Origin of the sequence: Bradyrhizobium sp. STM 3561, assembly GCF_045571455.1 — a bacterium.
GTDB lineage: Bacteria > Pseudomonadota > Alphaproteobacteria > Rhizobiales > Xanthobacteraceae > Bradyrhizobium > Bradyrhizobium vignae.
In genome coordinates, this window is sequence record NZ_CP120695.1 from 4,429,319 (window position 1) to 4,448,234 (window position 18,916).

The window sequence follows — 18,916 nt, forward strand, 5'->3', positions numbered from 1 at the left end:
GCGGGCTTGTTCCGAACTCTTTCGATGATGCCATTCTGCAAGTGTTTTGCCCCGACGTGTCAAATGCCTGTTCTCGCTCCGCCACATAATTTCATTCCAGCCGAGGCCGTATCCAGCGAGAGAACCACTCCTCACCGTCATTGTGCGAATTGCCGAGGCCGTCCACTCTGCCTGCGTTCCCGCCAGTGATGGTGAACAGAAATTCCTCCGCCACAACTTATTATTGCTGAAGCGAAGAGGCCGTGACATCTCCGGCGGCGCTTGGGATGCAGAGCCGTGTGCGCGCGCCCTCTCATTCTCGCGAAGGGGTCGACAAAGGCTCAGAGTTTTAGGACATCTCGAAAATTGATTCTCTTGAGACCCGCGGACTTGCAGGCGTCCTTGAGGTCCTGATCGCATATGATACCCGGATCGTGGTATGCCATGCGGAAAATATGAGCGTTGCCGATAGCCTCCTCTCTGAAGACCAGTTTGTCACCGAGGGAGAGATCGTAATATTTCTGGCCGTGGTCGATATAGCGCACATCGTTTCGGATTCCGATGCGCAAGCGCGATTGCGATTCGTCCAGCGCGTCTAGAACGCGGACAACATCGCAGAGCCAATATTTGGGTTCATCATAGATACCGTGCGGCATTCGCACACTGCACGGCACAAATACAAAGGCCTCGGAATCAAGCCCCTCGAACACTGCCTTGGTCCGGTCCGAAATGAGCCACCAGTGATAACAGAGCTCGAGGTCGTACGGCAGACTGCCGACCTTTTTGTCAAACACATAAGGCGCATGCGGTATAGAAGCGGGCAGACGATGTACTCGGTAAGGAGGAGGATGCTCTCGTCCTCAAGCCAAAAGCCCGGCCTGCCTCTACTAAAATCGGGACCTATTCTGTAGAAGCGGCGCTTTCGTGCTCCGGGTCGCTTCGCAACAGAAATTGCTTTCTCGTCACTCATGATTGAGCTTCGTTGAGTATCGTGCCTGCAGCGACACACCGCAAAGACCACGATGAACCACCCAACAATAAAGCCCGCGGCGTCCCCGCGAGCCTTGTTCGGACTCTTTTCGATAATGCTATTCTGCCAGTGTTTTGCCCGCCGGGTCAAACGATCGATCTCGAGCAAGGAACCTGTCGGCACGTATCGGCCGGAAAGTCACTCGTCGACATCAGTGTTTGAATTCATCAGCACAACAAAACACCGGCAGCCCTCCAAAAACATCAGAGCTCTTGTACCGAACCGCAATCCGCTCACTCGCACTCGCTCCGATCGTATCGCCGTCCTTCACCACGTTTCCATGTTCGATCAGATACACGGAAAGTCCCGCCACCTTGTCGAACAACGCCGGAAGAGCGAGCTTGCCGGTCACAAATTCGATCTCACGGCCGACAAAGGCGGACAATCCCATCGTGATCGCTCCGATCTTCGCACCTGACCGGAACGGAAGAATGTCGACCCATAGTCTGAAGGGGTAGTCTGGATACGGTGCGAACGACCAGCGAGACTCCTCGAGCCATACATCGGCTGGCCGTGCCACCCGGCCCGCCCACACCACGCCACAAGATTCCGGCACCGCCGCAATCAACGCGCCGTCGTCAGGCGGGCGGCGATCAACGGCCGCTCACTTTTTCCGAGCAGCGAGACGATCATGTGACCTCGATGCCTCGTCGCCACAGCCTTTCCTTCCGGCCAGGTTCGCGCAGCGCGTTCCCACAGCCCCGATCCTGCGGAATGGGTGCCGGCATCGACATGACCGCAACAAGCTGGTCGCCGCACCGAATGAGCGGCGAATTCGCTTGAACCGGTTGCGCCTCTTCATTGTCCGCCGTCTCCGTTGCCAACTCCGGATGTCGGGCGCGAAGGGCCTTGGCGACTGCTGACATGTCCGGCGTCACCGGCTTGTTCAATAGGACCAAAGCCAGAAGCGAGCTACTCATCGACTATCCCGCAAGAATTCGAGAACGAGCCGATACTTCGGCTCTTCGCCTAAAGGTTGAAATGAGGTGTTGAGTAGGAACATTGTCAACAAACGTTCCCCTCTCGTCGAGCGGGCGCAAGATGGCTCTGGACTCATGCCAATGCCGCTGTCGAGGCGAAGACGCGCGGGCTGAGCCTCGCCACCGGAGGCGCCCCGGCGATCGAGCCGGCACTGTCGCCGTATCGCGAGCGCGGCTTCAGCAATAGCGAGGCGTTCGCCGATGGGCCGAGCGCCTTCAAACAGTTTGCTGGACGTTGTGCTTCAATCCGCCCCAATGCAAGAAATCTGCACCGCATCCTGTCACGCGAAGTCGTCGTCCGCTTCTTGCTTCGAAGGCGCGTCCTGCGTCTTGCGTCCAAGAAACGTATCGGGTGGCGGTTGCTTCAACAACTCGCGGCATTCGCGCACGATCTGCCGCATGTATTCGGCCTGCTCATGTTCGACAGGCAATGGCCGATAGACCCGCATCTGGTGCTCCCTTCGCTTTTGCAGGCGGGAGCGCGCTCGGTCTCTCAGCCACCGACGCCCACGGACGAAAGCCTTGGCCGGTGATGTCCTACAAACTAGCTGGAGTCGCTTCGGTTCAAAAATGAACTTTGGTGTCACGCGCGCAAGATGAGTAAGTGACGCAAACGACTGAACTTGCACCTGAAAATTTAATACGCGCAACATATCAAATGATGTGACTCCGCTTTGCCAGGAGCATAAGGTTAAGCCATCAAGGCTTGAGGCATCGATCGGCGATGAGAACGCCAGTTGCGCTCCCGCCCTACTCCAACGAGGAGCCGCGCCATGCTGAAGCGGCGTCGTTTCAAACAGACCACGACACTGAACGAAAGACTCGCGGACGAGGCCGCTCGCTGCCGCGAGGAAGCGCGCACACTGGCACCGGGCCGCCGCCGTGAGATGCTGCTGCGTCAGGCGCGGCAGGACGAGACGGCCATGCAGATCGAGGCCTGGCTCCGCTCGCCCGGCCTGAGGGCGCCGACATGACGCAGCAATATCGCGCTTATCTCGTCGGCGAGAACGGCGTCTTCCGCTCCGCCGAAGCCTTTGAAGCCTCGTCCGATTCCTCTGCCTTGGCCTTTGCGAAGCAGTTCACGCGGCTGGGCAAGGTCGAGGTCTGGCAACTCGGCCGGAAGATCGCCGTGCTGGAGTCCGAGCAGTCTCGGCTACTCGAGCCAACCCGCCCGACACTGACGCGTCAATGATCGCGTGCGTGCGATCGCAACACCCCCTCACTCCTCCGCAAGCTTGCGCTCGATCTCGGCGAACGAGCGCTGCACGCCGACTGCGACATCGTGCTGGTCGAGTGCGTCGCGCTGGAGCACGCGCAGGCCGTGCCCACGGGCGCTGGCCGGCGCCGTGCCGTGTTCAAAAACTGGTCGATGACGCCCTTGGCGGAGCGGGATGGCCTTGGGATCGCCCCTGGCGATCAGGAGCCGCAACAGGCTCTGACATTCGGCCAAACCGGGCATGGCCTCTCTCACCTTTGCTGCGATCTCGGCTTCGGCCGCTTGACCGGCTGGGTATGGATACCGAACAGCGCCAGCAACAGCGCGACTTCTTCCTTCGAACCGATCTGGATCATGATTGTCTCTCCTGTTCGCTCCGTTGGTCGGGGCTTGGCCCGGCGGAGTTCAGGACGATCCGGTTTCAGCAATGTTTCAGGCGTGTTTCGTCGGGGCGATCTGCGGCGACAGGCCTCACAAAGCCACACGACAAAAGCCCCGCGATGCGGGGCCTTCTTTCATCCCGAACGCCAGCCATCGTCGCGACGCCGGCGCTCGCCTATGGTCTCATTTTGCCAGTGTTTGTCCCACGGGGCAAACTTTATCTCAAATGCAGCAAAGCGGATTCGGCGAAACGAAATCTCTCCGCGTCATGCTGGGACATGTCGTCTGGAACGGCGGCAAGCCGGAGAGATCTTCAATGTACTACGTCGCTGCTGCATTGCTGGTGCTGTCGGGACTATTCTATTCCGCGAGCCATCATGAGCTCGGCCAATTCGGAGCAGACGCGTGCAGTTATGGCGGCACCTTCTGCGACAATCCGGTGGTCCTTTTCACCGGCGCGGCGCTGGCCGCCGCCTGGGGCATGCTCGTCAGCGTCAAGTAGGACGCTGGGCGCAGCACCACTTCCATGCGGCATCCGCCACCGCCACCGGGCGCGAAGCCTGGCGAACGGGCGTGACGTCCTGAATTGCTCGATGATGGCAATCTACCCCTGTTTTGCCCGACGGAGCAAGCAGACTTAGCATTATCAGAAATGCGCGGCTCGCGTGGCCGGGAACTTTCATTCCCTCGTCGGCATTTGCTATGAAGATACAACCCTGACTGAGGCCCCCTTCCATGAGCGACAGCGACGCGGCCCCCACAAAATCCGCGCCGACGCTGCTGCAACGATTGGGGCCCGGCCTCGTCACCGGAGCTGCCGACGACGATCCGTCGGGCATCGCCACCTATTCGCAGGCCGGCGCGCAATTCGGCTACGGTCTGCTGTGGACCGTATTTCTGACCACGCCATTCATGATCGCGATCCAGCTCGTCAGCGCGCAGATCGGACGCGTCACCGGCAAGGGGCTGGCCGCCAACGTCGTGAAGGTCGCACCGCGCTGGGCGGTTCTGGCGCTGGTCGCCATGCTCGTTGCCGCGAACACGTTCAACATCGCCGCCGACATCGCCGCGATGGCCGAGGCCCTCTCACTCGTCATCGGCGGCCTGAACCACGAGCACGCGCTGATCTTCGCGGCCGGCTCGACCCTGCTCCAGGTGTTCCTGCCGTACCGACGCTATTCGCCCGTATTGAAATTCCTCACCTTGGCGCTGTTCGCCTATGTCGCGACCGCCTTCACCGTCAGGATTCCCTGGAGCACGGCGCTGCTCGCCGCGGTGTGGCCGAAGGCCAATGTCAGCGGCGATTATTTTCTGATGGTGGTCGCCGTGCTCGGCACCACCATCAGCCCCTATCTGTTTTTCTGGCAGGCCTCGCAGGAGGTCGAGGAGATGAACCAGGGCAGGCGTGACAAGCCGCTTCGCCAACTCAAGCACGGCGGCCGCCCGGAGCTCGCGCGCATCAGGGCCGACACCATCTCCGGCATGCTGCTCTCCAACAGCATCGCCTTCTTCATCATTCTCACCACGGCGTCGGTCCTGCACGCCAACGGTGTCACCAACATCAGTTCGGCCACGGAAGCGGCTGAAGCGTTGCGGCCGCTCGCCGGGGATTTCACCTTTGCCCTGTTTGCGACCGGCATCATCGGCACCGGCTTGCTCGCCATCCCCATCCTGGCGGGCTCGGCCGCTTACGGCGTCGCAGAGATCTTCGGCTGGCGTGCCACGCTGGAGGCGAAGCCGGACGAAGCGGCCGGCTTCTACACCATCATCGCCGCGGCAACCCTCATCGGCTTCGGCCTCGGCTTCACCGGGATCGACTCGATCCATATGCTGGTGTGGAGCGCGGTGCTCAACGGCATTGTCGCCGTCCCCATCATGGCGATGATGATGCTGATCGTCTCCAGCCGCGCGATCATGGGCCGCTTCAGGGCCCCCTCATGGCTGATCGCGCTGGGCTGGCTCGCCACCGCGCTGATGGCGCTGGCCGTCCTCGCTTTGCTGGGTTCGTCGTTGACTGGATGACGCGACTGCGCACGATTGCCGCGCGCATTCGCCGAAGACGAGCGGTCGCAGCAGCCGAGAGCGCTACGGCGTCACGGGATTGACGGTGGGGGACGTCTTGGGTCCCGGCCGCACTGGCTCGATCGGCGACTTCGGTTTGGTCGGTAGCACCGTGGCGCCAGCGGCCCGTGCCGCGTCTCCCGTGGTCGCATACATTGCAACATGGGCCGGCTGCGTCTTGGCGCGGCTCCAGGGTCCGTGGTCGACGATCAGCATTGCAGCAATCGTCACACCCGCGACGATCAGCGCGATCACGCCGGGATGGCGGAGGGCGGCGGAGATGGAGCTTGCGAAACGGGCAATTGTCATCGAAGGATCCGCTATCTTCTCTATCGCAGGTTAATGCGATAGCGCCCCATCAGGTTCCCGTTTCCATCAAGCAAGTTCCGAGCCAACAGCGCCTTTCCTATTGCTTTGCCGAAACCAAATTCCGCGCCGTGAACACGTTTCCGACTGCTGCGCTTTCAGCACACACGACCGTCCGCCGCTTTACTCGCCCGGCGCGATTGCGTTGCTGGGTGTCGGCCGGTCGGTGATCTGCTGACCGAATAGGCTGCCGATCAGCTCAACTGCAGTACGCGCGGTCCGACCACGTTCGTCCAGGAAGGGATTTAGCTCGACGATGTCGACCGATCCTACGACGCCGGAATCGTGCAACAGCTCCATGATCAGGTGCGCCTCGCGATAGGTGGCCCCACCCGGCACTGTGGTGCCGACGCCCGGCGCCACGCAAGGGTCGAGGAAATCAACGTCGAAGCTGACATGCAGCACGCCATTGCCCGCCTTGACCCGCTCGATGACGCGGCGGATCAGGACGGCGACGCCGAATTCGTCGATCTGGCGCATGTCGACGATCCTGATCCGGCGCGAGCGCATCAACTCCTTCTCGAGCTTGTCGATCGAACGGGCTCCGAACAGGTCCAGCTTGTCCGGATTGATCGAAGCGCGCGGATCGTCACCCAGCAGGCCGTCGAGGCCGGGCTCGCCACACAAGAACGCGGCTGACATGCCGTGCATGTTTGCCGTGATCGTCGTCTCCGGCGTGTTGTAATCGGCGTGGGCATCGAGCCAGAGCACGAAGAGCTCGCGTCCACGTTCCTGCCAATGACGCGCCATCGCATTGACCGATCCCATCGACAGCGTGTGATCGCCGCCGAGGAAGATCGGCAGCGCGCCGGTTGTCGCGATCTCATAACCTTTGCGGCTCAGCACGCGCGTCCAGCGCTGGATCTCGCGGTAGTGATTGGCTTTTTCGGGCGGGCTGTCGGTGAGGTCCGGGACTCCGGCGACGGAAAGATCACCATGATCGAGGACCTCGAAATCCAGGCTTTCTAGCAGTGTCGCAAGGCCGGCGGTGCGCAGTGCGGCAGGACCCATCAAGGTGCCGCGCTGCGAGGCCCCCATGTCGATGGGAGCGCCGAGCAAGGCGATGCGCCGGGCTCGATCCGCCATGGTTCGATCGGTCACGGCTGTCTCCTGACATCAGCAAGGTTGACCTAGCCTAACAGAGATTCGCACCCGTCGTTTCCCGGGGAAGGTCCGCCCGAACAAATCATCCGGAACAAAATCCCGCGCGCTGAATTGCCCATCCAAGGCCGGCACCCGCCGTCAATCACGGCGCCTGTCGCGGATAGCCAAAGGTCATCAGACCCGCTGTTCAAAACGAGCGCTCGCGCGGATAGCCAAAGGTGTCGGCCCGCATGTCAGGCCTGGAGGTCGCGCCCGTGAGCACGGAGATACCGCAACCCACTTCCCAACCCGGTGTGGCCGAGCGTGCCATCGATGCAGCGACGGACGTCTCCCGCACGATCGGCGAGGTCGCGGGAGGCCTGCGCGCAGCTGTCGACCGCCTGACCTCTACGATCGAGGAAGCGCGAAAGCCTGGCGGAACTCTCGCGACAGTCGCGGCGATCACGCGCGAAGCACCGCTGACCAGCCTGTTCGTCGCATTCCTCTTTGGCGTCGCAATAGCGCGCCGGCGGTAGCAGCAAACCACCCTGCTCAGGCCGCGCTGACAGCCTCGGGCTCCGCGGCCAGGAACTGCTTTTCGAATGCCGCGGCAGGCATCGGACGGCCAAAGAAATATCCCTGCCCTTCCCCGCATCCCATGCTGACCAGGAGGTCGGCAGTTGCTTTGTTCTCGATGCCTTCAGCCACGACCGTCAGACCGTGCTGCTTGCTGAGGCCGATCGTCGAGCTGACGATGGCAGCATCGTCGGAATTCGCGAGAAGCCCAAATACGAACGATCGGTCGATCTTGAGCCCGTCGAGCGGAAACTTCTTGAGATAACTCAGGCTCGCATAACCGGTACCGAAATCATCGAACAGGATTCGGACGCCGAGCTCCTGAATCCGCTTGAACATGGCGAGCACACGGCGTTCGTCATGGAGCAGGATGTTTTCGGTGACTTCGATTTCGAGAAGCGATGGCGTCAGCCCCGTCGCGTCGAGCAGGGCCGCGACCGAATGCGCGAGATCGCCGGATTGAAGCTGCGAGGGCGCGAGGTCGAGCGCGACGCGCACGTTGTTGCCGGACAATTCCCAGGCTCGCGCTGGCGGCAGGCGGTTTCCATCACCCAGTTCGCGATCCGCTCCGACAGGGCCGACGTGTTGACCACCGGCATGAACTCTCCGGGCGAGACGTAGCCGCGCACCGGATGTCGCCAGCGAATGAGCGCTTCGGCTCCGACCAGACTGCCGTCGATCAGACGAACCTGCGGCTGGTAGAATAGTTCGAACTCGCCGCGGTCGGCGGCAAGTGCCAGCTCCCGTTCCAGCGTCAGCCGGTTTTCGAGCTCCTGCCTGATCACGCTTTCGAAGATCACATGGCTGCCGCGCCGGGTCCTCTTCGCGCGGCTCAGCGCCAGATGGCCATTGCTCAGGAGATCATCGGCCTTTTGCCCACCTTCCGGATAGACGGCAACGCCAACGCTGATCCTGACGCGGTGCTGTCGCGCGCCCGTTGCGAGTGGCGCTTCAAACGCGTGCGCGATCCGCTCGGCAAACGCTGCGATCGGCTCGCCGACTTTCGCGCAATCGATCGCGATGGCAAATTCTTCCCCGCCGAGCCGGGCCACGATCGCCTTACCATGGACTTCGCTCTGGAGACGCTCGGCAACCGCGCGCAGCACGAGGTCGCCGGCCGAGTGTCCGAGCATGTTGTTGATCTCTTGGAAGCCGTCGAGCCCGAGCACGAGCAGGGCGATGCCGGAAGACCGCCGCTCTGCCGCACGGATCAGATCGGTGAGGCCAGCTTGCAGCATGCTCCGGTTGGCAAGCCCGGTCAGCGCGTCGTGTTCGGCCAAGTATCGAATACGCTCAACTTCACGTTTGCGGACCGAAATATCGCGCAGGATCGCTCCGTATCTCCCCCGATCGCATCGCAGCGGTCTATCAGCCTTATCTCGCCAAGAAGGTTTCGCAGGCGGACCTCGCCGCGATCGCCGGCACGATCAGCGACCTCTACCGCGAAGCCGGATTCCACTTGAGCCGGGCCATCGTGCCGCCGCAGGACATTGCCGACGGCCACGTCCGCCTCCAGGTCATCGAAGGCGCAATCGTGCAGGCCGAGCTGAAAGGCGACGGCGCCGAGCAGTTCGGCGTAAGGCCGATGCTCGGCCCGGTTCTGGCCGAACAACCGTCGCGGCTGGCAACACTCGAACGCCAGCTCTTCCTGATCAGCGGCAAGCCGGGCGTCCGGATCACCGACACCGCGCTGGAAGAGATCGGCGGTACGACCGGCCGCTTCCGCCTGACCGTCTATCTGAAGACCTGGCACGTCTTCTCCTCGTTCGGCCTGGACAATCTCGGATCGTCGCCGGTCGGTCCCTGGCAAACCTACGCCACCGGCGCGTTCAACTCCTATCTCGCGCCCGGCGACGCGCTGGCGGTCAACCTGTCGACCATTGCCAACGATCCCCGCGAGCTCGGCTTCGTACGCCTGTCCTATGACGCGCTCGTCGGCGTCGACGGTGTCCGCCTCGGTGCTTCCGTCCTGTACAGCGCGGTCCGGCCGGGTGACTCACGCCGCCTCGACAGCGACATCACCACCACCGAAGCTTTCGAGGTGCGAGCAAGCGCCGTGCCCTTCATGTCGCAATCCTCCGGGCTGACGCTTACCGTCGCCGGGACCTTCAGCAACGTGTCCGAGCATGACATCTACGGCCCCTGGTACAACGACCACATCAGGACCGTCGGCCTGACCGCCGACTACCGGCTCCAGGATCGCTTCGGCGGCACCAATCTCGCGACGCTGACCTACCGCCAGGGCCTCGACATCTTTGGCGCATCGCATTTCGACGATGATCTGTTATCGCGCGACGGCGCCTCGTCGAACTTCTCGGTGCTGAACTTCTGGTTCACGCGCTACCAGACGCTCAACGACGCCTGGTCGCTCAAGCTCTCGGCTGCGAGCCAGACGGCATCACGGCCATTGTTCACCTCGCAGCAATTTTATCTTGGCGGCGCGGCCTTCGGCCGAGGCTATGGCGCAGCCGAGATCAGCGGTGACAACGGCCTTGCCGGCTCGGCCGAACTGCGCTTCGATCAGAAGCTCAATTTCCGCTATTGGGCGGGCTATCAGCTCTACGTCTTCGGCGACGCAGGCGCAGTCTGGAATGACGGTTATCGCCTGAGCGATGGGCTGTCGCTGACATCGGCCGGAGCCGGCGTGCGGTTCTTCCTGCCATACGATCTCCAGGCCGATCTCGGCGTGGCGGTCCCCTTGAGCTACCGGGCGCCGGACAACGAGCGCCGTAGCCCGCGCTTCCTTTTCACGCTCTCGAGCGCGTTCCGGCTCTGCCCCGATCGCAGCAAGGCCGGCTGCCTTTAACTGTTGTCTGGTGCGATGGCACCCGGGCGGCTTTCGGGGCGCCGCTCACAGACTTGCCTAAATTTAATCTGAGCGGCCCGAGACATAGGTGACAGAACGTACCGGGCACATGGGTTACACTTTCCGCTTTTGTTCTGCGGGAGGTGTGGATGCCGTGGAAAGCGAGTTCGGTAATGGAGGAGCGCCTTCGCTTTGTCGCCCGCCTGTTGGACGGGGAAGCCATGACGGATGTCTGCCGGGAGTTCGGCATCTCCCGTAAGACCGGCTACAAGATTTTCGATCGCTACAAGGAACATGGCCTGGAGGCGCTGAGCGACCGCTCCAGGCGGCCGGTTCGCTACGCCAATCAACTGCCGGCCCAGATCGAGACGCTGATTGTCCAGCTCAAGGCCGAGAAGCCGCATTGGGGGGCCCGCAAGATCCGCGAACTCCTGGTGCGACGGCTCGACGGCGATGTCCGGGTGCCGGCCAAAAGCACCATTCATGCGGTGCTCGATCGCCACGGCCTGGTCAGGCGGGGCGGCGGGCCGCGCCATCGCGCGCGCGGCACGTCGCTATCGCAAGGGACTGCCCCGAACGATGTCTGGTGCGCCGACTTCAAAGGCGAGTTCAAGCTTGGCAACAGCCATTACTGCTTCCCGCTGACCGTCAGCGATCATGCCGCGCGCTTCCTGCTGCTGTGCGAGGCGCTCGACTCCACGCGCGAGGAGCCTGCCATGACCGCCTTCGAGCGCCTGTTCCGCGAGCGCGGCCTGCCGCTTGCCATTCGGTCCGACAATGGCGTGCCGTTTGCCAGTCCCAATGCCTTGTTCAATCTTTCCAAGCTCTCGGTATGGTGGCTCCGCCTCGGTATCGCCATCGAGCGCATCAAGCCAGGTCATCCGCAACAAAATGGCCGGCACGAGCGCATGCACCTCACCCTCAAGAAGGAGGCCACCAGGCCGCCTGGCTTCAACAGCCTGCAACAGCAGGAGCGCTTCGATGCCTTCGTGCACGAGTTCAATACCGAGCGCCCCCACGAGGCGCTCGGCATGAAGTGCCCTGCCGAGGTCTACACGGCCTCAGCGCGGGCCTATGCCGGCCTGCCGGAGTTGAGCTATCCCTTCCACGACCGCGACGTCGTCGTCACTGCCTGCGGCCGCCTCTGCCTGCATCGCAAGAGGATCAACATCTCAACCGTCCTGGCTGGCCAGAAGCTCGGCATCAAGGAGGTCGACGAGGGCATCTGGCTCGTCAGCTTCATGCATTACGATCTCGGCTATTTCGATCTCGAACAGAAGACCTTGCAACCTCTCGACAACCCGTTCGGTCCGAGGCCCATCACCGATGTCCCCGCCACGACCACGGCGCCCTGACGGAGACGCGCTCTTGTGCATTCTTGGCATGGAAGGCCACTTGCTTGGCTCCGCTGTCGCGGTCAACCCCCGAAGCCCGAAGGGGCGCGGCACGCGCGGGGTTGACGGCGATAGCGCGAGCCGAGCAAAAATAGCCGTGCCATGAATGCGTCACGCTGAAATGCAGCAGATTGCAGGCCATCTCAATTTGAAGCGAACTTGGAGCAGATGACTTTGAAACCCCGCGACAACCCGATCGGCACGAGGTTGTCACCCATCTCTTAGGTACGTTTCGTTACCCATGTCTCCGGGCCGGACAATCCCGTAACCCGCTCACGATCGTCGATCCGGGAGTTCCCAATGACCACGTTCAGTCAAAATTGATTGAGAACGAAGCCATGAAGAGGGTGTTTGCGATCCTGGCGTTTCTCTGCGTCCTCGGCGTCGGGGAATATCTTGTCGTGAGCCGGTTCGCGATCCGCCACGAGACCTTGACCCTGTTCGACGTCTCGCGCCAGCGTCCGATCGCGGTCGAGATCGCCGTGCGGCGCGACTACGAGACCAAGGCCAATCTGGGCCTCTGGAAGCTCCCGCTCGCCATCATCAGCAACGGGAACACTGTCAAGGCTACCGAATATTCCTTCCTTGCCAACGTGCTCGCCGCGCGAGGCTATCTGGTTGCCAGCATCCAGCAGGACTTGCCGAGCGATCCGCCATTGATGACCCATGTCGGTCAGCCCTATGTCGGCCGGCGCGAAGTCTACATCCGTTGCGAAGCAAACATCCTCTTCGTGCTGGGCGAACTGAAGAGACGGCAGGAGAACGTCGAATACGAGCACATCACGCTGGTCGGCCATTCCAACGGCGGCGATGTCTCCATGTATGTCGCCCATCAGCACCCCGAGTTGGTGTCGAAGGTGATCACGCTCGACAATCTGCGGGTGCCTTTCGTGCTCAGCGATCATCTGAAGATTCTCTCGTTCCGCTCGAAGGATCCTCATTTCTTGACCGACCCCGGCGTCCTGCCGACGCCGGAACAGGCCAAGGCGGGCGGCATCGACATCGTCCACACCGGCGCACAACATACCGAGATGAGCGACCGCGGTCCTGATGCGGTCAAGGAGAAGATTCAGGCGACGCTCGACCATTTCCTGCGCGACAGTGCCAGCAGCGCGCTGGCCCCCGCCGATACGGGAAGCCCGATGATCATGAATCCGGGCGACTATTAGCCGGGAGCGCTTTGCGGCAGATCAAGGCGGCTAGCGAGCCGGCAAGGTAGAAGTGCGGTGCAGCGTCGGAGACACACGTGTCGCACTATACCGAAAGTCTCGATGCGAAAAGCCTTGATACGAAATGTCTCGGCCGGCCCGCGGGTGCAGCGGTTTTGCGAAAAATCATGCTCAAACAATAGCCTGACGATTCATCCCGAACGATCACGACCTGCCACCAATGCAAATCCCTGCCGGAGGACCGGCAGGGATCAGCAGAAAGGATGACGGACGGCGAATGAAATCATCCGGTGGCCCGTCATGGACCTGCGCAAGTATCGAAGCGCGGATCTCCATGCCACACAAGATCAATTTGCGGGCACATTGTACACACGCCGAGAATCAGGACGACTTGCCCTTGCCTGATTGCATGAGACTGCCGGTCATCTGGCGCATGTGATCTCCGGCGCTGGTGAACTGACTGCGCAGGAAATCGGACTGGATTTGCATCGCTTCCTGGAGATCGGTGGCATGCACCAGCTTGCGGGCATGCTCGAAGGCCGACTTCATGTTCTGCTCTGTGAAAGCCAGCGCCTGCTTCGACACCTCAGTCCCCGCGCCGGGAACGGTCGACATCGATTTGGTGGCGGCTTCAAAAAACATGCCGAATGCCTTTTCCGCCTGGTCGATCGTCTTTTCGGCCAAATCGCGCAGTTCGGCCGGAACCTCGAGCTTTGGTTCAATCATGGTCGCACTCCTCCCTTTTCCCAACTGAATACCACACTTGCCGGACCGCCTTCCAGCGGCCAGCCTCGGGGGAACGACGCCGGCGAGCCAGGTTCTGGCAAGAAAAGAGGGGAGACGAATGGACCCGGCACGCGGCCGGATTCAGCACAAGGGGTGCTCGGGAAGAGCTTCTTCGGTGGCGAGATCTTCGACCAGCTTGATCACTTCGAAACGCTGCCGAGGCGCGAGCTTCAGGAATGCGCGGAGCAGACGCAGACTTTCGACAGTGCTGCTTGTAGGCACACCGAGCTTGAGATGCAGCTCAGCCGCGAAATCGAGGTTTTTCATCTCGCACCTATGACAAGCATCGGCCTTCGTGATCCACTCGAGAACCGAACGCCGCAACAGAACCTATCCCGACGAACTCTCGGCCGGGACGCCCGCCGGATTGGCACGCTGAACGACATTCAAACGGCGGCCCCAACCATTTGGTTGTAACTATGCCAAGCAACAACCTATCCGGCAAGCTCAATCGTGGGTATTGCGATGCTTGGTCTGCATCACGCCACGGTGATTCCGGATATCAGGAATACCGACCGCCGTCACCCACCTGCGTCAAGAAGTGGCAACAATCACGCACACAACCCCTGATCGCCGGCAATCCGGCGCATACCCGTTATCGTTGAGTCCAATCGCCGCGGTTGCATCGCCAGCATGAAAGTCGATTTTGCAGCCGGTCTCCGGTCTCGGTCCTGGCGCTGCTGCTCGCGGCAGGATCCATCCGTCTGGATTCCGCCGTGAACCGTTGTCCGCGAGCGAGCGACCAAGCCGTTGCGGCACGGCCACGCAGATAAGGGCGCCATGGCTGAAGACTCTTTGATTTGGGCGCGCGTCAGCACCAAGAGGACGACGGCATGCTTTCTCGCTGCGATCTCATCAAGGGCGCCGCTGTCGCGCTTCTCACCCTTTCGATACAGGGCGCATGGGCCCAGGAGACCAAGATGAACCTGTTCAAGATCGTCACCATCAAGGACGAAATCGTCGTCGGATTGTCAGCGGAGGAGCTTCAGGCGCTCGGCGGCAATGATGCGAGCGCCGTTGCACACGCGCTGGCACAGAAGGGCGATCTCACCGTCTGGCAATACAACGTGCATCGTGGGCCGAACGGCGAATTACAGCAAGCGCCGACTGCAAAGATCGCGCTTCTGGCCAACGCCTCGCTCCGCGTCGAGCCTTACACCACACCCTACCAGATTGTCCCTCATCCCTAGCAACGGGCTGCGACGCCGGCGGCCAAGGCTGCCGGCGTCGCGCAATCATCTACGCCGGTCCGCTCGCGGCGTTCCCGTCTCCGTCGCGAAGCCGTAGACCAACGCCAGCCGATCCAGGCATTCGCGAAAACGCCGCGCAAAATAATCGTTCCAGCGCTGCGTGCGGACGGCGCGACGTTGCCCGATCTGATCCATGGTCAGACCAAGCACCAGCACGTCGTGCACCAGCGCGGCGCCATCGGTGCCGAGCTCGCGCTCGACCCGGTTCAGCCGCAGCACCGCCTGTCGCTGGCTGTCGGTGACCGGCTCGCGCGTGCCGGCACCATCGATATATTCGCGCGTCGTATCGACCGCTTGGGGGCCGCGCTCCGCCCGCTCCCAATCGTTCTGGAAGGCGCGGCCGCCGCGGTATTGCGCCTCGTCGATCTGGTGGTGCGCGTGCAGCCGGCCGAGCGGATCGCTACGGATCGAGCGGATGGCCAGGATCTTCTCACCTGAATCGAGCGCGAGCGGATTGTCCACCTCGACCTCCGCCACCTCGGCGTTGAACGGCACCTCCCGCGACCGCCGGTCGTAGATCTGCGCCAGTTTGTAAGATTTGTTGCGTCGGGCACGAGCCACTCGGATTCTCCTTGCAAGTCTGACGATTGAACGGACGGCTGCACCTTCAGGCGGCCGAAACCAACTTCAGCACGACGGGGCCTGCAACACGGGCAGACCCAGCCTCGGAACGGCGGGTCAGGCGGGCATGCGGCGTGCAATAGCTGGAGCTCGGCTGGCGGGGGTGGCCGCAGAAGGTGATTTCCTCTCCGTCCTTGTCGCCGCCATAGGGATAGCGGCAGTCGGTCGGCTCGAGCTCGACCAGTTGGATCAGGCGCGGCTGGACGCCGACGCAACGCAACTTGACCCGCGCCGCAGGCGTCATCGCCGACTTCGGCGGCAGATTCAGGTTCGGCAACGCCGCCCGACGCGGCGAAAGCAAGCTGGGTTCATCCGGCACGATCGACGGGCTCGTCATCCATTGCGGCACGACGAGCCCGAGCCGCTTGGCGCGGCCGACCACCGCGCTGCGCGTGTAAGCCGTTCCAAACCTTGCGTTAATCTGTCTTCCGATCTCTGCATAAGACATGCCTTTGAGAAAATAGTCGCGAAGCGCGTCGGAGTGCTCCGACGGCCAATGGCCCGGTTCCATGCTGCTGTCCTGTGATGCGCCTCCCACCAACGAACGACGGGGAGGCGAAGCACACATTCCGTTATTCCGAATATGGTGTCAAGCAATTAATTCTGATATTCATAATTGCATCAATTCCGAATTTCGGATTATAAGAGGCGAGACGGTGCGCAATCGAGGGAATCACCATGTTGGACGTAGCAATGATCGAGCGGGGCCTGGAGAAGACGGGCAAGAGCAAGGGCGGCCTCGCGGCGGCTATGGGCGTGCGCCCCGGCGCGGTATCGGAGATCCTCGGCGGCGAGCGCCTGGTGAAGGCCTCGGAGATCATTCCGATCATGGAATATCTCGAGCTCAATCTCGCGCCGATCATGGGCCGCGTCGGAGCCGGCGCGGTGATCGAGCCGGACTATGAACAGGTTCCGCCGGAAGGTCTCGGCGACGTCACGCTGCCCTTCCCCATCATGGAAGAGACGATCGCATTCGAGATCGTGGGCGATTCGATGCTGCCCAAGTACGAAAGCGGCGACGTGATCGTGGTCTACAAGGACCAGCGCCATCCGCTGTCGAGCTTCTACGGCGAAGAGGCGGTGGTCCGGCTCAAGACCGGCGAGCGCTATCTGAAGACCATCGAGCGGGGAAAATCACCCTCTGTCGTCAATCTCACGAGCTTCAACGCCAAGCCGATCGTCGGCGTCAAGCTCGACTGGGTCGGGGAGATCTGCCTGTCCATGCCCAAGGGGCAGCTTGAGCGGCTGCGCGCGAAATCGGCGCGCCCCCGCAAGAAGGGCAAGTAAGGGAGCGCACGGCCTGCGATTTCTTTAATACCGAAATCCGCGGTTGACAACATTCCGATTTTCAGAAATACTTGCCGCGTTCCCGACCACGGGGCGCGGCAGGATCGTTTTCATGCAATATTTCGTCGTGATGATCGATTATGGGCGGCGGGGCCGCGAGGCGGTGGTCGATCCCGAAATCACAAGGCGCGAGGTCGTCTCCCGGATCGCCTCGGGCGAATACCAGAACATCTCGTTCATCCACGAAATCGTCGAGAATGCGGTCGAGGATGTGACCGAGGCCATCCTGACTGAGGCTGCCTTGCCCCAAATACCGCCCGAAGACGTCGACCTCCAGGCAATCCGCCTTGATCACACCCGCGATCTGCACAAGCACGATCGGACGTGACGCAAGCTGGGCAGCTCGCGTCACGGCCCGACCGAGCATCAGACCAGGAGAACGGTCGATCCCGTGGTCTTGCGCGCCGCAAGATCGGCATGGGCCTTGGCGGCCTCCTTCAGCGGATAGGTCTGGTGCACCTCGATCTTGACCGCGCCGGACTTGACGACGTCGAACAGTTCGTTCGCCATCGCAACCAGATTTTCGCGCTTGGCGGCGTAGGTGAACAACGTCGGACGCGTAACATAGAGCGAGCCCTTCTGGGCGAGCAGGCCGAGATTGAGCGGCTCCACCGCGCCGGAGGACTGGCCGAACAGTGCGGCGACACCGAGCGGGGCGAGGCAGTCCAGCGACTTCAGGAACGTGTCCTTGCCGACGGAGTCGTAAACCACCGGCACTTTCTTGCCACCGGTGATCTCGTCGACCCGCTTCACGAAATCTTCCCGGGTATAGATGATCACATGGTCGCAGCCATGCGCCTTGGCGAGCTTCGCCTTCTCGTCGTTGCTGACCGTGCCGATCACGGTCGCGCCGAGATGCTTGGCCCACTGGCTCAAGATCAGGCCTACACCGCCAGCCGCGGCATGAAGCAGGATGGTATCGCCCGCCTTCACCCGATAAGTCTGTCGGATCAGATATTGCGTGGTGAGCCCCTTGAGCATCATCGCCGCCGCGGTCTTGTCATCGACGCCGTCGGGCAGCTTCAGCAGACGATCGGCGGGAATCAGCCGGGCCTCCGAATAGGCCCCGAGCGGCGAGGCGCCATAAGCGACGCGATCGCCCGGCTTCAGATCAGTGACGCCGGGCCCGACCTCCTCGACGACGCCGGCCGCCTCGCTGCCGAGCCCGCTCGGCAGTTGCGCCGGATAAAGGCCGGAACGGTTATAGATGTCGACGAAATTGAGGCCGACAGCGGTGTGGCGGATGCGCGCTTCGCCGGGTCCAGGCTTGCCGACGCTGACCTCCTCCCAGACCAGGACTTCCGGACCGCCGGTTTTGTGAAAGCGAATGGCATGCGTCATGGGCGTGCTCCCTTATCGTTGAGGTGAAAGTCCGAACACCGGATCGGCCTGTCAAATAGGCATTTGGTCCGCCCGTTACAGTACAGAGCCGTAACAAGAATGTCACAGCGAGCGACAAACGGTCGTCGTTCCGTCTCTGTTCGAAAGAGTTGATGAGGGCTCCAGAGCAACCGGAAGTATTTTTTGCGCGGGGTTGATGGTCGCCTGCGAGGGAGAGCCGAGATGCCAGCTTATGTTCAGCATCATCTGGATATCGAGATCGCGCCTGTGATTTGCCCCACCTGCATGGGGTTCCTGCCGATGTATGTGCGCGAGGTCGAGCCGCATTGGAGTCTTGCCAAGATCGACTTCGTCTATGAATGCGCCGATTGCGGAGCCGAGCTTAGACAGACGATCCGCAAGCCGGAGCCGCTGCGGCACTGATCGCGACCGGCGCCCCGCTCGACTATTTGCGCGAAGCGGAAAAAGCGCCGTTCGCGCGGGTCTGAGGTCTCCCAAACGAGGCTTGTTCTTTGCCGGGAACGCAGGCA

At 61.9% G+C, this 18,916-nt stretch carries 23 protein-coding genes and 2 pseudogenes; 12 read left to right on the forward strand and 13 right to left on the reverse strand.

Features of this window, described 5'->3' with window-relative positions; genetic code table 11:
* Positions 1-320: 320 nt before the first annotated feature.
* The 4 genes from P6U28_RS21075 to P6U28_RS21090 form a co-directional block, all read right to left on the reverse strand.
* Complete coding sequence (locus P6U28_RS21075) at positions 321-773, reverse strand: imm11 family protein (RefSeq protein ID WP_407119771.1); 453 nt, start codon at positions 771-773, stop codon at positions 321-323.
* A 387-nt stretch (positions 774-1,160) separates the two neighbouring features.
* The gene (locus tag P6U28_RS21080) at positions 1,161-1,400 is read right to left on the reverse strand and encodes a DUF4261 domain-containing protein (protein ID WP_245163025.1); all 240 of its coding nucleotides are present in this window, start codon (positions 1,398-1,400) and stop codon (positions 1,161-1,163) included.
* A gap of 238 nt (positions 1,401-1,638) precedes the next feature.
* A complete protein-coding gene (locus P6U28_RS21085; RefSeq protein ID WP_245163027.1) occupies positions 1,639-1,929 on the reverse strand; it encodes a hypothetical protein in 291 nt (96 codons plus the stop codon).
* 341 nt (positions 1,930-2,270) lie between these two features.
* A complete protein-coding gene (locus P6U28_RS21090) occupies positions 2,271-2,438 on the reverse strand; it encodes a hypothetical protein (protein ID WP_160118810.1) in 168 nt (55 codons plus the stop codon).
* A 324-nt stretch (positions 2,439-2,762) separates the two neighbouring features.
* On the opposite strand from P6U28_RS21090, the gene P6U28_RS21095 reads away from it, so the two are divergent.
* The gene (locus P6U28_RS21095) at positions 2,763-2,963 is read left to right on the forward strand and encodes a hypothetical protein (protein ID WP_122402242.1); all 201 of its coding nucleotides are present in this window, start codon (positions 2,763-2,765) and stop codon (positions 2,961-2,963) included.
* Positions 2,960-3,181, forward strand: a complete 222-nt coding sequence (locus P6U28_RS21100) for a hypothetical protein (protein ID WP_122402241.1) — start codon at positions 2,960-2,962, stop codon at positions 3,179-3,181. The genes P6U28_RS21095 and P6U28_RS21100 overlap by 4 nt, the downstream gene beginning before the upstream one ends.
* 27 nt (positions 3,182-3,208) lie before the next feature.
* Here the strand turns inward: P6U28_RS21100 and P6U28_RS21105 are convergent, their stop codons facing one another.
* Positions 3,209-3,448 (reverse strand): hypothetical protein, encoded by a 240-nt coding sequence (locus P6U28_RS21105; RefSeq protein ID WP_209295662.1) that lies wholly within the window; start codon positions 3,446-3,448, stop codon positions 3,209-3,211.
* Between the two features lie 454 nt (positions 3,449-3,902).
* Here P6U28_RS21105 and P6U28_RS21110 point away from each other — a divergent pair, with 454 nt between their 5' ends.
* Positions 3,903-4,088, forward strand: a complete 186-nt coding sequence (locus P6U28_RS21110; protein ID WP_122406545.1) for a hypothetical protein — start codon at positions 3,903-3,905, stop codon at positions 4,086-4,088.
* Positions 4,089-4,321: 233 nt separating this feature from the next.
* Positions 4,322-5,608: an NRAMP family divalent metal transporter gene (locus P6U28_RS21115; protein WP_407119772.1), complete on the forward strand. Its 1,287-nt coding sequence runs from the start codon at positions 4,322-4,324 to the stop codon at positions 5,606-5,608.
* A gap of 63 nt (positions 5,609-5,671) precedes the next feature.
* Here the strand turns inward: P6U28_RS21115 and P6U28_RS21120 are convergent, their stop codons facing one another.
* Both P6U28_RS21120 and rocF read right to left on the reverse strand, forming a co-directional pair.
* Positions 5,672-5,956: a hypothetical protein gene (locus tag P6U28_RS21120; RefSeq protein WP_122402239.1), complete on the reverse strand. Its 285-nt coding sequence runs from the start codon at positions 5,954-5,956 to the stop codon at positions 5,672-5,674.
* A gap of 180 nt (positions 5,957-6,136) precedes the next feature.
* Positions 6,137-7,114 carry an arginase gene (gene rocF, locus P6U28_RS21125; RefSeq protein ID WP_209295663.1) on the reverse strand — a complete coding sequence of 326 codons (978 nt, stop codon included), beginning with the start codon at positions 7,112-7,114 and terminating at the stop codon, positions 6,137-6,139.
* 257 nt (positions 7,115-7,371) lie between these two features.
* On the opposite strand from rocF, the gene P6U28_RS21130 reads away from it, so the two are divergent.
* Positions 7,372-7,632 (forward strand): hypothetical protein, encoded by a 261-nt coding sequence (locus tag P6U28_RS21130; protein WP_174221567.1) that lies wholly within the window; start codon positions 7,372-7,374, stop codon positions 7,630-7,632.
* Positions 7,633-7,648: 16 nt separating this feature from the next.
* On the opposite strand, the pseudogene P6U28_RS21135 reads toward P6U28_RS21130, so the two are convergent.
* A pseudogene (locus P6U28_RS21135) lies at positions 7,649-9,024 on the reverse strand (putative bifunctional diguanylate cyclase/phosphodiesterase); the annotation flags it as partial.
* Between P6U28_RS21135 and P6U28_RS21140 the strand changes: the two are divergent.
* From P6U28_RS21140 to P6U28_RS21150, 3 genes and pseudogenes are all read left to right on the forward strand, one after another.
* Positions 9,012-10,478, forward strand: a pseudogene (locus P6U28_RS21140) (ShlB/FhaC/HecB family hemolysin secretion/activation protein); the annotation flags it as partial. The pseudogenes P6U28_RS21135 and P6U28_RS21140 sit on opposite strands and share 13 nt — an antisense overlap.
* A gap of 149 nt (positions 10,479-10,627) precedes the next feature.
* The gene (locus P6U28_RS21145; RefSeq protein WP_122400437.1) at positions 10,628-11,833 is read left to right on the forward strand and encodes an integrase core domain-containing protein; all 1,206 of its coding nucleotides are present in this window, start codon (positions 10,628-10,630) and stop codon (positions 11,831-11,833) included.
* 377 nt (positions 11,834-12,210) lie between these two features.
* Positions 12,211-13,041 (forward strand): alpha/beta fold hydrolase, encoded by an 831-nt coding sequence (locus P6U28_RS21150; RefSeq protein WP_407119773.1) that lies wholly within the window; start codon positions 12,211-12,213, stop codon positions 13,039-13,041.
* Between the two features lie 381 nt (positions 13,042-13,422).
* Here P6U28_RS21150 and P6U28_RS21155 read toward each other — a convergent pair whose 3' ends face one another.
* Together P6U28_RS21155 and P6U28_RS21160 are read right to left on the reverse strand one after the other, a co-directional pair.
* A complete protein-coding gene (locus P6U28_RS21155; RefSeq protein WP_122402235.1) occupies positions 13,423-13,767 on the reverse strand; it encodes a phasin in 345 nt (114 codons plus the stop codon).
* 141 nt (positions 13,768-13,908) lie between these two features.
* Entirely contained in the window at positions 13,909-14,094 is a 186-nt protein-coding gene (locus tag P6U28_RS21160; RefSeq protein ID WP_122402234.1) for a hypothetical protein, read from the reverse strand.
* Positions 14,095-14,660: 566 nt separating this feature from the next.
* Between P6U28_RS21160 and P6U28_RS21165 the strand changes: the two genes are divergently transcribed.
* Positions 14,661-15,017 (forward strand): hypothetical protein, encoded by a 357-nt coding sequence (locus P6U28_RS21165; protein WP_407123089.1) that lies wholly within the window; start codon positions 14,661-14,663, stop codon positions 15,015-15,017.
* Positions 15,018-15,062: 45 nt separating this feature from the next.
* On the opposite strand, the gene P6U28_RS21170 is transcribed toward P6U28_RS21165, so the two are convergent.
* Together P6U28_RS21170 and P6U28_RS21175 are read right to left on the reverse strand one after the other, a co-directional pair.
* Positions 15,063-15,638 (reverse strand): hypothetical protein, encoded by a 576-nt coding sequence (locus tag P6U28_RS21170; protein WP_407119774.1) that lies wholly within the window; start codon positions 15,636-15,638, stop codon positions 15,063-15,065.
* 46 nt (positions 15,639-15,684) lie between these two features.
* Positions 15,685-16,209, reverse strand: coding sequence for a GcrA family cell cycle regulator (locus tag P6U28_RS21175; RefSeq protein WP_407119775.1), 525 nt, complete (start codon positions 16,207-16,209; stop codon positions 15,685-15,687).
* Between the two features lie 167 nt (positions 16,210-16,376).
* On the opposite strand from P6U28_RS21175, the gene P6U28_RS21180 reads away from it, so the two are divergent.
* Together P6U28_RS21180 and P6U28_RS21185 are read left to right on the forward strand one after the other, a co-directional pair.
* The gene (locus P6U28_RS21180; protein WP_024343287.1) at positions 16,377-16,985 is read left to right on the forward strand and encodes a S24 family peptidase; all 609 of its coding nucleotides are present in this window, start codon (positions 16,377-16,379) and stop codon (positions 16,983-16,985) included.
* Between the two features lie 112 nt (positions 16,986-17,097).
* On the forward strand, positions 17,098-17,373 hold the full coding sequence (locus tag P6U28_RS21185; RefSeq protein ID WP_407119776.1) for a hypothetical protein: 276 nt from the start codon (positions 17,098-17,100) through the stop codon (positions 17,371-17,373).
* Between the two features lie 38 nt (positions 17,374-17,411).
* On the opposite strand, the gene P6U28_RS21190 is transcribed toward P6U28_RS21185, so the two are convergent.
* Positions 17,412-18,386: a quinone oxidoreductase gene (locus P6U28_RS21190; protein WP_122402230.1), complete on the reverse strand. Its 975-nt coding sequence runs from the start codon at positions 18,384-18,386 to the stop codon at positions 17,412-17,414.
* Between the two features lie 222 nt (positions 18,387-18,608).
* Here P6U28_RS21190 and P6U28_RS21195 point away from each other — a divergent pair, with 222 nt between their 5' ends.
* Positions 18,609-18,809 (forward strand): hypothetical protein, encoded by a 201-nt coding sequence (locus P6U28_RS21195; protein WP_122402229.1) that lies wholly within the window; start codon positions 18,609-18,611, stop codon positions 18,807-18,809.
* The last annotated feature ends 107 nt before the right edge of the window (positions 18,810-18,916 follow it).

Excerpts from the sequence above, each read along its gene's own strand:
- P6U28_RS21165 (WP_407123089.1), top strand. The coding sequence starts at position 14,661 with ATGCTTTCTCGCTGCGATCTCATCAAGGGCGCCGCTGTCGCGCTTCTC.
- P6U28_RS21115 (WP_407119772.1), top strand. The coding sequence starts at position 4,322 with ATGAGCGACAGCGACGCGGCCCCCACAAAATCCGCGCCGACGCTGCTG.
- P6U28_RS21155 (WP_122402235.1), bottom strand. The coding sequence starts at position 13,767 with ATGATTGAACCAAAGCTCGAGGTTCCGGCCGAACTGCGCGATTTGGCC.
- P6U28_RS21190 (WP_122402230.1), bottom strand. The coding sequence starts at position 18,386 with ATGACGCATGCCATTCGCTTTCACAAAACCGGCGGTCCGGAAGTCCTG.
- P6U28_RS21185 (WP_407119776.1), top strand. The coding sequence starts at position 17,098 with ATGCAATATTTCGTCGTGATGATCGATTATGGGCGGCGGGGCCGCGAG.
- P6U28_RS21085 (WP_245163027.1), bottom strand. The coding sequence starts at position 1,929 with ATGAGTAGCTCGCTTCTGGCTTTGGTCCTATTGAACAAGCCGGTGACG.
- P6U28_RS21180 (WP_024343287.1), top strand. The coding sequence starts at position 16,377 with ATGTTGGACGTAGCAATGATCGAGCGGGGCCTGGAGAAGACGGGCAAG.
- P6U28_RS21175 (WP_407119775.1), bottom strand. The coding sequence starts at position 16,209 with ATGGAACCGGGCCATTGGCCGTCGGAGCACTCCGACGCGCTTCGCGAC.
- P6U28_RS21090 (WP_160118810.1), bottom strand. The coding sequence starts at position 2,438 with ATGCGGGTCTATCGGCCATTGCCTGTCGAACATGAGCAGGCCGAATAC.
- P6U28_RS21120 (WP_122402239.1), bottom strand. The coding sequence starts at position 5,956 with ATGACAATTGCCCGTTTCGCAAGCTCCATCTCCGCCGCCCTCCGCCAT.
- P6U28_RS21110 (WP_122406545.1), top strand. The coding sequence starts at position 3,903 with ATGTACTACGTCGCTGCTGCATTGCTGGTGCTGTCGGGACTATTCTAT.
- P6U28_RS21105 (WP_209295662.1), bottom strand. The coding sequence starts at position 3,448 with ATGCCCGGTTTGGCCGAATGTCAGAGCCTGTTGCGGCTCCTGATCGCC.
- P6U28_RS21150 (WP_407119773.1), top strand. The coding sequence starts at position 12,211 with ATGAAGAGGGTGTTTGCGATCCTGGCGTTTCTCTGCGTCCTCGGCGTC.
- P6U28_RS21095 (WP_122402242.1), top strand. The coding sequence starts at position 2,763 with ATGCTGAAGCGGCGTCGTTTCAAACAGACCACGACACTGAACGAAAGA.
- P6U28_RS21145 (WP_122400437.1), top strand. The coding sequence starts at position 10,628 with ATGCCGTGGAAAGCGAGTTCGGTAATGGAGGAGCGCCTTCGCTTTGTC.
- P6U28_RS21160 (WP_122402234.1), bottom strand. The coding sequence starts at position 14,094 with ATGAAAAACCTCGATTTCGCGGCTGAGCTGCATCTCAAGCTCGGTGTG.
- P6U28_RS21195 (WP_122402229.1), top strand. The coding sequence starts at position 18,609 with ATGCCAGCTTATGTTCAGCATCATCTGGATATCGAGATCGCGCCTGTG.
- P6U28_RS21080 (WP_245163025.1), bottom strand. The coding sequence starts at position 1,400 with ATGGGATTGTCCGCCTTTGTCGGCCGTGAGATCGAATTTGTGACCGGC.
- P6U28_RS21100 (WP_122402241.1), top strand. The coding sequence starts at position 2,960 with ATGACGCAGCAATATCGCGCTTATCTCGTCGGCGAGAACGGCGTCTTC.